Below are 12331 nucleotides of genomic sequence, written 5' to 3' on the forward strand. Positions count from 1 at the left end.
TAAAACCTTCAACCTAAATCACACATGCCGAGCAGTCTTTATAGATTGCTCAGGCAAACTGTTAGTAAAAAAAGGATAGTTATGAATATTAAAGAATATGATTACATTATTATTGGCGCAGGATCTGCCGGAAATGTACTCGCTGCGCGTCTTACTGAAGACAAAGATACCACCGTTTTATTATTAGAAGCGGGTGGACCAGATTATCGCTTGGATTTTCGTACACAAATGCCGGCAGCTTTGGCCTACCCTCTTCAAGGCCGCCGCTATAACTGGGCTTATTTAACAGATCCTGAGCCACACATGAATAACCGCCGTATGGAATGTGGTCGTGGTAAAGGTTTAGGTGGTTCATCTTTAATTAACGGCATGTGCTATATCCGCGGTAACGCAATGGATTTAGAACAATGGGCAACCCATAAAGGCCTTGAAAACTGGTCTTATGCCGACTGTTTGCCTTACTACAAAAAAGCCGAAACTCGTGATATTGGTGGCAATGACTACCATGGCGGCAATGGTCCTGTATCAGTGGCTACACCTAAAAATGGCAACAATGTACTTTTCCATGCCATGGTTGAAGCTGGTGTACAAGCAGGTTATCCACGTACTGATGACTTAAACGGTTATCAACAAGAAGGCTTTGGTCCAATGGACCGTACAGTTACGCCTAAGGGTCGCCGCTCAAGCACGGCACGTGGCTATTTAGATATGGCAAAAGGCCGTCCAAACCTGACCATTCTGACTCACGCTACAACCAATAAAATCTTGTTTAATCAAAAGCAAGCGATTGGTGTTGAATACATTATTGGCGCTGATCAAAATAACTTACAACGCGCATTGGTTAAACGCGAAGTATTACTGTGTGCGGGCGCAATTGCATCACCGCAAATTTTACAGCGCTCAGGTGTGGGTCAAAGTACCTTCTTAAAATCAATGGACATTGATGTGGTTCATGATTTGCCGGGCGTAGGTGAAAACCTGCAAGACCATCTAGAAATGTACTTACAATATAAATGTAAACAACCCGTTTCTTTATACCCTGCTTTAAAATGGTATAACCAACCTGCGATTGGTGCCGAGTGGCTATTTAATGGTACAGGCATTGGTGCAAGTAACCAGTTTGAAGCAGGCGGATTTATCCGTAGTTCGGATGAGTTTACGTGGCCAAACATCCAATACCATTTCTTGCCAGTTGCCATTAACTACAACGGTAGTAATGCAGTGAAAGAACATGGTTTCCAAGCTCACGTCGGTTCAATGCGTTCGCCTTCACGTGGTCGAATCAAACTTAAATCGAAAGATCCATTTGAGCATCCAAGTATCTTGTTTAACTACATGTCGACTGAGCAAGACTGGCGCGAGTTCCGCGATGCAATTCGTATTACTCGTGAAATCATGCAGCAACCTGCGCTTGATCCATATCGTGGTGATGAAATTAGCCCGGGTAAACATTTGCAAACTGATGCAGAGCTTGATGACTTTGTTCGTAACCATGCAGAAACAGCTTACCATCCATCTTGTAGCTGCAAGATGGGTGAAGATGAAATGGCTGTTGTAGATGGTCAAGGCCGTGTACACGGTATGCGTGGTTTACGTGTTGTCGATGCCTCTATCATGCCACTCATTATTACCGGTAACTTAAACGCAACTACCATTATGATTGCCGAGAAAATTGCAGACCAAATTCGTGGACGCGAAGCGTTACCACGTTCAACTGCACCGTTCTATGTAGCATCATAAAATCTGAAAGGGCATATTTCTTATGCAGAGATATGCCTTTAATTTAATCTTTATAGAACCAATATTAATAAGAACAATGTATGACAGAAAATAAGCACTTACGAGCAGCTTATTTACATAAATATGGTATGAAATAAAAATTAATCGATTTTTATAGGCAAATATTCTTCAAATGATTTAACTTTAATCAAATTAAAATTATTAATTTAATTTCAAATATTTAAATAAAAATAATTAGCTTAAATTATCTTTTTAAAGCTCAATTTGATTAAATATAAATCATATTTATGATTTTGATGAACCCCATTTATTATAAAAATTGTCTTGTCAATGCAAAATTAGTCTAAAATATAGAGTGTTTGCGATAATCCCAAGTAATTTTTATTTTTTTCGAAGTTCTCTAATTTTGAGAATTTACTTTCGCATTTATATCCGTTTTGTCTGGATACGCTGTCTAGGTTTCCTCACTCCTTAAGTGACTCAAATAACTTATTTTAAGGTCCCCCTTACATGAAAAAGTTTTTGAAATACCTTCTGGTATTAATCATTCTTATTCTAATTGCAGGTATTGCATTCTTGTTTAGACCAACAACGTCAAAACAAGTTGAAACTGCAAAAGATGAGCCAGTTGTTGATGCTGTTCTTGTTGGCGGCGGCATCATGAGTGCCACTCTCGGTACTTATTTCACTGAGCTTGAACCAAACTGGCAAATTCGTATGTTTGAGCGTCTTGACCAAGTTGCTCAAGAAAGTTCAAACGGCTTTAACAATGCCGGAACAGGCCACTCTGGCTTTATGGAAATGAACTATACCGAAGAGAAAAACGGTAAGATGGAAATTGCCAAAGCTGAAAAAGTTGCTTCTCAATTTGAAGTTGCTAAACAGTTCTGGTCATATCAGGTAAAACAAGGCGTTTTAGCTGAACCAAAATCATTCATTAATCCAGTTCCGCACATTGCTTTCGTTTGGGGCGATAACGTTCAATTCTTAGAAAAACGTTATGCTGCCATGATCCAAAGCCCGTTGTTCAAAGGTATGAAATTTACTGAAGACCCAGCTGTGATTAAACAATGGGCACCTTTAGTGATGAATGACCGTGATCCAAGTCAAAAAGTTGCAGCAACCCGTATGGATGTTGGCTCTGACGTGAACTATGGTTCAATCACTAAACAATTAGTGGGTCATTTAAATCAAAATCCTAATTTCAAATTACAGACATCGACTGAAGTGACTGGCATCAGCCAAAATGATGACAAAACTTGGACTGTGTCTTTCAAAAATTTGAAAACTGGTAAAGTAGATCACGTTAAAACACGTTTTGTATTTATCGGTGCAGGTGGTGCAGCAGTTAAATTATTGCAACTTACTGGTTTACCTGAAGCTAAACAATATGCTGGCTTCCCTGTTGGTGGTGAGTTCTTAATTACTGACAACCCAAAAATTACTGCTGAACACACAGCGAAAGTATATGGCCGTGCTGAACTTGGTGCGCCTCCAATGTCTGTACCACATATTGATACACGTTATATCGACGGTAAAAAATATGTATTGTTTGGCCCATTTGCAACGTATTCAAACAAGTTCCTGAAAAATGGTTCTCAGCTTGATTTACTTGCATCAACTAACAAAAACAACGTTTTACCAATGACGACTGTTGGCTTGGAAAACCTTGATCTTGTTAAATACTTGGTCAGCCAAGTCATGATGTCAGATGAAGATCGTCTAAATGAACTTCGTAAATACTACCCAGATGCGAGAGCTGAAGACTGGCGTTTAAGCCAAGGTGGTCAACGTGTTCAGATCATCAAGAAAGAACCGGGTAAACCAGCAACGCTTCAATTCGGTACAGAAATCTTTGCGTCTAAAGATGGTGCTGTAACTGCATTGTTAGGTGCGTCTCCGGGTGCTTCGACTTCTCCATACATCATGCTTAACTTGCTTGAAAAAGCTTTCCCTGAGCAAACTGAAGGTAAGTGGAATCAGAAGCTTCATGAAATTGTAGTGTCTTATAAGCAAGACTTGAGCAAAGACCCTGTATTACTCGACAAAGTTCGTCAGTACACAAGTTCTACGCTTGGCTTGAACTATACATCTCCGTTCAAAGCTGCAAACGATGAAACTGCTGCTGCCCCAGTTGCAAAAGCAAACTAAGTTTCACGATGTATAAATAAAATTCCAAAAGGATGAATTTCGATTCGTCCTTTTGTTTTTTAAGCCCTCAGTTGAGATATTTAGATTCACTATGACGCCTTTAAACTCATCATCTCGCCTCTTGTCATTTGGTTTTAAGCTCGTGCTTGTTTTACTGCTGGCTTATCTTTTGTTAAGCGGTTTTTATATGTGGATGATTGGCGGCACAGCAATTTACATCAGCTCAGCGGTGTTACTTGTCATAACGGCTTATGCATTTAAGCTCGGTAAATATCAAAAGCTATGTTCTGCTTTAAATCAGCTGATGGGTGCAGTAGCGTTATATTTCAGTACTGCTCATTTATTTTTCTCCCCTGTTCAATTCTTTATATTTTTACCTGCCTTATTTTTTGTACTATTAGCTTTTGCTCGCCTAGAAAAAGTTCGTCGCTTATCTAAAGTTTTAATATTCATCAGTTTATTAATTTGGTCAGACATACACTTTATGCAGCTTGAACAGCTTAAAGCGTATTATAGAGCGCAGCACACTGGCGAAAGTTGGCAACAATATGGCGCGTTATAAGATTATTTTTTAGTCTATATTTTCAAATAAATACGTAATCTTTTTCACATGAAGTTCATCAGTAAAACTGAACATGATCTACAGAATTCCTTTTAAGAAAAAATATTCATAACAATCTAATTTATTTAGAAATATATCGAGCATATTCGCGATTGAATACGATCCATCTACACGCTAGATTAGCTGAATTATTTTTCTCCCTTTATGTTGTAATTTATGAAAATTTTAGATGGCGGTTTAGGCCGTGAATTGGCCCGTCGTGGCGCTCCATTTCGTCAACCAGAATGGTCTGCGCTTGCACTCATTGAAGCACCAGAAACAGTAAAAGAAGTACATCTCGATTTTATTAACGCTGGTTCAGAAGTCATTACGACTAACAACTATGCTGTTGTGCCATTTCATATTGGTCAAGAACGCTTTGAAACTGACGGCGTGCGTTTAATTAAAGTTGCTATTGAACAAGCAAAAAATGCAGTTAAAGAAAGCGGCAAAAATGTCAAAATTGCAGGCTGCTTACCACCGTTATTTGGTTCTTACCGTGCAGACCTGTTCCAACCTGAACAGGCTAAAAACCTTGCAGAACCCATCATTAATACCTTGGCACCGGAAGTTGATTTTTGGTTAGCAGAAACCCAATCATGCTTAAAAGAAGTTGAAACAGTACATGCGTTATTACCACAAGATGGTAAGGACTATTGGGTGTCATTTACGCTGCAAGATGAGATTAAACAAGAACAAGCACTCCTTCGTTCTGGTGAAAATATGCAGCAAGTGGCTGAGTTCATCAAACAATCAAATGCCAAAGCAGTGTTGTTTAACTGCTGCCAACCTGAAGTGATCTTGCAAGCGATTAATGAAATTAAAGGACTTATTCCTGAGTCTGTACAAATTGGTGCTTATGCCAATGCTTTCCCACCGCAAGATGAAAGCGCTACTGCCAACGATGGTCTGGATGAAATTCGTAAAGACTTAGATGCTCCAGCTTATCTAGGTTTTGCTAAACAATGGCAGCAAGCAGGTGCAAGTTTAGTGGGTGGTTGCTGTGGTATCGGGCCAGAACACATTGCTGAACTTTCTCAATTTTTTAAAGAATAAATGCCATGTCTGCTGCCAAAATCGGATTATTGTCTCTTACAGCGCTGGTCTTTAGTTCTATGGTGGGGTCAGGCGTATTTAGCCTTCCCCAAAATATGGCTCAAGTCGCTAACGGCTCTGCCCTTCTTGTTGCATGGCTCATTACTGGGGTCGGCATTATTTTCTTGGCTCTCTCGCTATTACATTTAACGCGTCAACGACCAGACCTTGACGGCGGTATTTATAACTATGCACGCGAAGGCTTTGGAGACCTGATTGGGTTTTGCTCGGCGTGGGGTTATTGGTTGTGTACTACCATTGGTATTGTTGGTTATGTGGTGATTGCCTTTTCAGGCGTCGGCATGTTTACCGACAGCAAAGACCATATTATTTTTGGTGAAGGTAATACACTCTATTCACTGATTGGCTCAAGCATTTTTGTATGGTTGGTGCACTGGTTAGTGAGTCGAGGCATTAAAGAAGCTGCGATTGTGAATTTACTGGCAACCATTGCCAAAATTATTCCAATGGTGGTTTTCATCTTCTTTACCTTCATTGCCTTTAAGTTTGATTTATTCAAACTCAACTTACATGACTTTTCATTGCAAGTTCCACTTTGGCAGCAAGTGAAAGACCTGATGTTGATTACCCTTTGGGTATTTACCGGTATTGAAGGTGCTGTAGTTTTATCATCGCGTGCAAAAAAACGTCATGATATTGGTAAAGCAACTATTTTAGGTGTTTTGCTGGCATTAAGTTTTTACGTGATGGTGACCGTATTGGCTTATGGTGTGGCGAGTCGTGAAGCCCTTGCAGGCATGCATAACCCATCTATGGCGACCATTTTACAGCAACTGATCGGCTTGCCGGGTACCATCATTATTACCATTGGACTCATTATTTCAGTTGCATCCTCTTATTTAAGTTGGACTTTATTTGCCACTGAAATTCCATTTTTGGCTGCAAAAAATGGTGCTTTCCCGAAATTATTTTTAAAGAATAATCAAAATAATGTGCCCATTTCATCACTTTGGCTGACGACACTTGTTGTACAAGGCTCACTCATTGCCGTGTATTTTTTCAATAAAAATTACACTCAACTTTTATTGATTTCATCGGTCATGATTTTGCTGCCTTATTTTCTGGTGTCAGCTTTTTACCTTAAAGAATCCATTCGCCATAAACGCACGCCGCATATTGCCATTGCAAGTGTCGCTTCAATCTATGCGCTTTGGTTACTCTATGCCGCAGGACTAGACTTACTACTCTTGTCTGGTGTGTTGTATTTGGTCGGCTTGGTTATTTTTTCAATCAGCTATTTTGAGCATAAAAAATCGCTCAAATAAAATCAGCTTAATTAATTATTTCAACCACTGTTGACCTAGTTCAGCAGTGGTTTTCTAAAAACAAAAATTTCTATTTTGAAGGCTGCGACTGCTTTAAGTGCAATCGTAAAATACGGCGTAGTTCTAAAATTGCCTCAGGGCTATTTTGAATCGAATGCCCACCTTTAATAATCAGCTCTGACTGCTCGCCACCCAAATGTGAACTTTGATAAGGCACAATCCCATCACTGCTTTTTAACTTATCTGTTGTCCCGTTAATATTGCCCATAATCGAGTGATAGACCACTTGGGGCGATGGTTGAATGGCTTGAGTCAACTGCATAAAGTTAGAAGAGCGACTTAAATTACTCGCCCCATTTTCAATTAAGCCTTTTCTGAGTTTGGTATTTTTCTCATCTCTCATTTCGACCGCAATAAAAAAGTCAGCCGGTAAACGAATAATACGGCGGGCAATTTGGGTAAACCATCGATCAGCGTAGTCTGTACCATGATGCGGTGCCGAAACAAAAACAACTCGATTAAAATATGGCAAAGCCTTGAACTGAAAACGCTCACGAATGATCGGATTTTCTTTTAAACGATTTAACTGCGCTTCATTCATTTTTTGCATGGCTTGCTCTGAAACATCAGCATTACTCACCAGTAAACGGCTAATCACGCCGCCCATACTATGCCCGACCAACACTGCATCGTGTGCCGCATAACTGTCTTTCGCAATGTTTTGAAAAGCTTGATTCAACAATGAATAAATCTGAAAACGACTTTCAAAAATCGGCATATTGGTTGAATAAAACACCTGCCAAACCTGATAGTTTTTCCTTAATTCAGCATCGCCCATAATGTCATTGGTTAGACTCACCCACGCCTCTGGGCTACTTGCCAAACCATGAACAAACACAATAATTTTCTTATTCGGGTTAAAGGGCTCCAGCATATATAAATGCGGCATGATCAAATTGGCTTCTTTATTAATTAAAGACCAATAACCTGCCGCACCTAAATTATATTTCGATAGCCACAGCCCATAAGGAGCCGAATAGTTTGCAGTCAGTGGATAATCCACACCTTCAATTTTTACACGGTCTTGTCGATATGGATCGAACATTGAAATTTCTAACTCTGCCCCAGCAATGACCTGATCGGCTGTGGCTTTTTGTTTTGGGTATGCAATCGCAGTAGCTGGAAAGAAGCGTGGTAAATGAATATTAGGGTTGGCTTGGCGAGCATAAAAATTATCGGGGTCTAAAATGAAGCCGTGATTCACATCATTTTCTTTACGCCCAACAATAAACTCTGCCCCCAAACCATCCTTACGGTTGACGGTATTAAAACCGGAAAAGTTCATGTTATAGCTGGAGCGAAAAGTATCGACTTCAATTTTTTGTACATCTAACGCGTGGTCAAAATTGACATGGTACTCATGCCCATCTGCTTTCAGCAATGGCGGAAAACGATGCGTATTTAAATGATTAAAATACGTGGTCATAAGCTTTGACAAGGCCACGTTATAAAAAATACGTACCTGATTTTGGCGATGGTCAAACACCCGATCGAAAGGCGACTCTTCAGAATCAAATAAATAGACATAACTATAGCGTAAGCTTTTATCGAACAGCGCTAACTCTTGCTCAACGCAACTGTTACTTTTATTAATAACATGACACTGGCTACTACGCCCGACATCTAAAGCTTTTGCCAAGTAAATTTCACTCAGCGCGGCATAGCGTTCTTCTCGGCTACTATTTTCGGACAGGCTCTGAATTTTCTTTAAACAATCATCAAAATTTTGTAGGCAAGTTTTTTCATCTTCTTTGACCAAATACAGTAAGTTTTGGGTTTGATGACTTAAGGTGCCATCGGTCAGAATACTTTCATTCTTACTTTTTAAAGCATTGCTTAAATTACTTTCTTTTAAATGAATGACCTGACAGCCACTGAGCAAAGCCATTATTGTTATGATTGAATAATGGTAAGACTTTGTCATTCTGCCTTCCTTAATCGAATGTATTCCCCATCTGGTCATTATGCCTGTAAAGCAGTGAACGAACAATTTCGACTCCGCTTCCGTTTTTCTTTATTACGAAAAAAAGCCTGAACTCATTTTAATTCAGGCTAATTTGTTATTTTTCAAATCAAGCTTGGTTGAACTTTTGCTGTGAAGCTAAATAAGAGAAATACAAAATTGGTAAGATAAACGGCGCTACACTCCAGAAATCAAAATAAACATAGAGGATCGCTCCCAAGAAAGCACCAATCACAAAACCAATTACAATACTGGCACTTTTTAGAAAACTGGCCCGATTAGCTGCGTTATTGTTTTTAAGTAAGTTGGCAATATCAATCCCAAGCTGGGTAGTATTGCCTGTCATCATGGTGCTTGGGCTAATATTTTTAATAAGGGTTTTGCTTGAAGTATTACGAATAGCCAAAGCAATTAAGCCTAGCCCACCCGTTACTGCAACTGTTAATGCATCCGGATCTTTAAATGGCTCAAAGTAAAGCCCTGCCACCATAAAGGCACAAAGAAAAATAGCTTCAAATAAAAATAAATAAGACAGCGTTTTGTGCTTGGCCTGACTGCGGTCAATCAACAGTTTTGTAATGACAACGGTCAAAATAAATAATGGAATTGCTGCGAGCTTAATCCATAAACCCGAGCCACCTTTAACCCATGCTGCCCCTGCCAACACTAAGTTTCCCGTCACATGCGCGGTGAAAAAGCCAAACAATGCAATAAAACCAATAGTATCAATTGCCCCACCCACCATGGTGAGTAAAACAGGATCTCGACATATCGCCCAGGTACTTTCTGTGTCTTTTTTAATTGGGGTATCTGTCATATAAAATATCCTGTTAAATTAAAATCTTAAAGCAATTAAGTTGTATATAAATGATTTAAAAATGAATAATACTAAAGCGTTTATGAAAGCAAAAAATCATGTAAAAAAATAGGGTGCGTAATGTCGTAACACTGTCTTTAAAATGGCAACAATCAAAATTGACTATTTTTAAAACACTAAACTGTTCTCCTCCTTAAATCAATTTGACCTCTAAAACTGTTCTAACTATGATGAAGCCGCTAGTTGACATCAACTGGTTTTGGACCTGAAAAAGTTATGCCAAAATATGGATAATCAATAACAACAATCACGAGTAGATATATGTCACTTTATAATTTTTCAGTTTTTTTAGGGGGATTATTATTTGTATCTGTTGCCTTCGCGGGTCAAAAAAACAGTCCTCATCGTGATTTCTATCTAAAATGTATTGCGGCTGGTCATAGCCGTGCAAGCTGTACATGCATTTATCATCGTTTAGAACGCCAATACTCCCCTAAGCTCATGCATAAACTTGGAAGTTTGAGTTTACAAAGTCCTGAAATACCGCGTGATTTTGTAAAATCCATGATGCGTACCATGCAAAAATGCCAGTCATAATTTTATTTTTTAAGCCACATCCACGCCAATCCCCCAGCCATACATAAAAATGCTGGATAGACAAACCCCGGATGCGGAATGGTCCAAATCATCAGTCCCGCAGCCAGACTCATACTTAAGGTCGAGATGTATTTCGCCTTTTTGGGGATACGCCGATGTTCTTGCCACTCACGAATGAGTGGGCCGACATAGCGATGATTTCGAAACCATTGATGAAGTTTTTCAGAACCTCGAGCCGCAAAGAAAACCGCCAAAATTATAAAATCAACGGTAGGTAAACCCGGAATAAAAATACCCAATATGCCAAGCGCAATACACAACCAAGCCAAACCAATAAACACCCAACGCACCCACATAGAACGGGCAAGTTTACTGACTGGTTGAGCGGGTGCTAACGACTGCTCATGTTTTACCATGGTATTTACTTGATTGAGTTTATCCATATTGGGTATTCCCTTTATCCACTTTTACTATTTCAATTCATCAAGCTGATCAAGCGCCTGACCAAAATATCCAAAGGCATCTAAAGCTCCCTGAACAACTCGGTCTTGCTGAGTTTGGTCAAAGCCTGCTTCATCCAGTGCTTGTACAAAACGTTTCCAGACTTTCGCGCGCCCTTCGGGATATGCCGCTAAATTACGTGCAGCAAACGTTTCAGAAAAACCCAAATGCTTTTGAGCTTCTTTAAATAAAAATGCAGCTCCTAAGGTTGAACCTTCAGACACATAAATCCAGCCTAAAGCTTCGGGTAATTGTACGTTTTCACTCTGTAATTGCTGCCCGTTGGGTTGAATACCTAAATCATTTAAATCAGCAAGTGCTTGTTTTGAGCGGCCACGAATGTCTAAGTCCGGAATCAGGCCTGCTACCCCTTCTTTCTCAAAAAGATGTTCAATTTCACGCTGAAAGTAATATTGAGACAAAGTAAATTGCGCGTATTTTTCTTTACTTGAAAACACCTTTGCCTCTGACATTAATTGATGCATACGTTCGTGTTCAGCAACAGTTTCTTGTTTCAAACGTAAAGACAAACTGTTGCTAATGATTTGTTCTGTAGATGAATTCATCATCTTTCTCCTACAAAATGGATATTACTCATCGGTTAACGGCTCCGATTGAGTTTGAGTTGGACTGGAAAATCCACAACAATGGTCACGGCTCGACCGTTAATTTTGTGGGGTTTAAATCTGGATTTACGTGTAGCTTGTATGACCCGTTCATCAAGGCTTTGAATGCCCGAACTTTGACGTAATTGAATGTTGATTGGCTGCCCTTTTTCATTAATGCGAATACGAAGCTCAACCAAACGATTTTGTTGTTTTAACTCACGGTCATCATAGTCAAGCCCGCCAAAACTCAGCACATCCACGCTACTCACCTGAACAACGTCATCGTGTTCAACTTGAGTGCTCGGTGCTTTGGAATACTCTTGCTGCATTGCGGGTGTTTTGACCCCACCACTTTTAGTTTCGCTATTGCTGCTTAGCAAATGCTCAGTTTGCGTTTGTTCAAGGTCTGTTGTATTGAGTGGTTTATCGGTATGAGCCACTCGCCTTTCTGTAGGCTGTATTGCTTGAGACGAAGCTAAATTATTTAAAGTCGTTTTTGGTTGTGCTTGCTGTTTGTCATTTAAATTATTTTGCACAACTTCTTTAGTAGCAGTTTTTGATGCTAATGTTTGAACATTTGTAGGCGAGTTTTTTGATTCTTCAGGTACTGAAGATACCGAACTGCTTAACGTAGATTGAGGCGTTACACTTTTTTTAGGTTTGCTTTCGATCTTTTCAACCGATGGCTTTTTAGCAGGTGCCAATGACACAAAACTTACTTTTAAGGCATCTACTTTGGGTGTTGCTTTAAAAATATAAGGTTCAATTAAATGACTCAGCATCCAGACAACAAACACATGCAGACCAATCACCACGACTACGGTTAAGCACTTATAAAAATGCTTTGGCCCTTGTGGTAAAGGCAACATAACAATCGGCTTATGGGTAGGGAATAAAGATTTTGATTTCATG

11 protein-coding genes are annotated in these 12331 nt (G+C 39.5%); 6 read left to right on the forward strand and 5 right to left on the reverse strand.

Going from position 1 to position 12331, the window contains the following annotated elements:
- The first annotated feature begins 81 nt into the window (after positions 1-81).
- The 5 genes from betA to B806_RS0113700 all read left to right on the forward strand — a co-directional run bounded on the left by betA (position 82) and on the right by B806_RS0113700 (position 6873).
- A complete protein-coding gene (gene betA, locus B806_RS0113680) occupies positions 82-1740 on the forward strand; it encodes a choline dehydrogenase (protein WP_017403165.1) in 1659 nt (552 codons plus the stop codon).
- Between the two features lie 510 nt (positions 1741-2250).
- Complete coding sequence (mqo, locus tag B806_RS0113685) at positions 2251-3891, forward strand: malate dehydrogenase (quinone) (protein ID WP_017403166.1); 1641 nt, start codon at positions 2251-2253, stop codon at positions 3889-3891.
- 91 nt (positions 3892-3982) lie between these two features.
- Positions 3983-4453, forward strand: a complete 471-nt coding sequence (locus tag B806_RS0113690; RefSeq protein ID WP_017403167.1) for a hypothetical protein — start codon at positions 3983-3985, stop codon at positions 4451-4453.
- Positions 4454-4669: 216 nt separating this feature from the next.
- Positions 4670-5548, forward strand: a complete 879-nt coding sequence (locus B806_RS0113695; RefSeq protein ID WP_017387096.1) for a homocysteine S-methyltransferase family protein — start codon at positions 4670-4672, stop codon at positions 5546-5548.
- Between the two features lie 5 nt (positions 5549-5553).
- Positions 5554-6873 carry a basic amino acid/polyamine antiporter gene (locus tag B806_RS0113700; protein ID WP_029768360.1) on the forward strand — a complete coding sequence of 440 codons (1320 nt, stop codon included), beginning with the start codon at positions 5554-5556 and terminating at the stop codon, positions 6871-6873.
- 70 nt (positions 6874-6943) lie between these two features.
- Here the strand turns inward: B806_RS0113700 and B806_RS0113705 are convergent, their stop codons facing one another.
- Positions 6944-8857 carry an alpha/beta fold hydrolase gene (locus B806_RS0113705; protein ID WP_017387095.1) on the reverse strand — a complete coding sequence of 638 codons (1914 nt, stop codon included), beginning with the start codon at positions 8855-8857 and terminating at the stop codon, positions 6944-6946.
- Positions 8858-9005: 148 nt separating this feature from the next.
- Positions 9006-9713 (reverse strand): YoaK family protein, encoded by a 708-nt coding sequence (locus B806_RS0113710; protein ID WP_017387094.1) that lies wholly within the window; start codon positions 9711-9713, stop codon positions 9006-9008.
- A gap of 321 nt (positions 9714-10034) precedes the next feature.
- On the opposite strand from B806_RS0113710, the gene B806_RS0113715 reads away from it, so the two are divergent.
- Positions 10035-10310 carry a hypothetical protein gene (locus B806_RS0113715; RefSeq protein ID WP_000061143.1) on the forward strand — a complete coding sequence of 92 codons (276 nt, stop codon included), beginning with the start codon at positions 10035-10037 and terminating at the stop codon, positions 10308-10310.
- Between the two features lie 2 nt (positions 10311-10312).
- Here the strand turns inward: B806_RS0113715 and B806_RS0113720 are convergent, their stop codons facing one another.
- The 3 genes from B806_RS0113720 to B806_RS0113730 are packed head-to-tail and all read right to left on the reverse strand — an operon-like array spanning position 10313 to position 12330.
- Positions 10313-10753 (reverse strand): YbaN family protein, encoded by a 441-nt coding sequence (locus B806_RS0113720; protein ID WP_017403168.1) that lies wholly within the window; start codon positions 10751-10753, stop codon positions 10313-10315.
- 27 nt (positions 10754-10780) lie between these two features.
- Positions 10781-11380, reverse strand: a complete 600-nt coding sequence (locus B806_RS0113725) for a biliverdin-producing heme oxygenase (protein WP_079381114.1) — start codon at positions 11378-11380, stop codon at positions 10781-10783.
- Positions 11381-11412: 32 nt separating this feature from the next.
- Entirely contained in the window at positions 11413-12330 is a 918-nt protein-coding gene (locus tag B806_RS0113730) for an energy transducer TonB (protein WP_017403170.1), read from the reverse strand.
- Position 12331: the final 1 nt, after the last annotated feature.

The organism is Acinetobacter sp. TG2027 (genome assembly GCF_000302435.1).
GTDB lineage: Bacteria > Pseudomonadota > Gammaproteobacteria > Pseudomonadales > Moraxellaceae > Acinetobacter > Acinetobacter pittii.

Coding starts and splice junctions, on each gene's coding strand:
- betA (WP_017403165.1), top strand. CDS start 82: ATGAATATTAAAGAATATGATTACATTATTATTGGCGCAGGATCTGCC.
- mqo (WP_017403166.1), top strand. CDS start 2,251: ATGAAAAAGTTTTTGAAATACCTTCTGGTATTAATCATTCTTATTCTA.
- B806_RS0113690 (WP_017403167.1), top strand. CDS start 3,983: ATGACGCCTTTAAACTCATCATCTCGCCTCTTGTCATTTGGTTTTAAG.
- B806_RS0113695 (WP_017387096.1), top strand. CDS start 4,670: ATGAAAATTTTAGATGGCGGTTTAGGCCGTGAATTGGCCCGTCGTGGC.
- B806_RS0113700 (WP_029768360.1), top strand. CDS start 5,554: ATGTCTGCTGCCAAAATCGGATTATTGTCTCTTACAGCGCTGGTCTTT.
- B806_RS0113705 (WP_017387095.1), bottom strand. CDS start 8,857: ATGACAAAGTCTTACCATTATTCAATCATAACAATAATGGCTTTGCTC.
- B806_RS0113710 (WP_017387094.1), bottom strand. CDS start 9,713: ATGACAGATACCCCAATTAAAAAAGACACAGAAAGTACCTGGGCGATA.
- B806_RS0113715 (WP_000061143.1), top strand. CDS start 10,035: ATGTCACTTTATAATTTTTCAGTTTTTTTAGGGGGATTATTATTTGTA.
- B806_RS0113720 (WP_017403168.1), bottom strand. CDS start 10,753: ATGGATAAACTCAATCAAGTAAATACCATGGTAAAACATGAGCAGTCG.
- B806_RS0113725 (WP_079381114.1), bottom strand. CDS start 11,380: ATGATGAATTCATCTACAGAACAAATCATTAGCAACAGTTTGTCTTTA.
- B806_RS0113730 (WP_017403170.1), bottom strand. CDS start 12,330: ATGAAATCAAAATCTTTATTCCCTACCCATAAGCCGATTGTTATGTTG.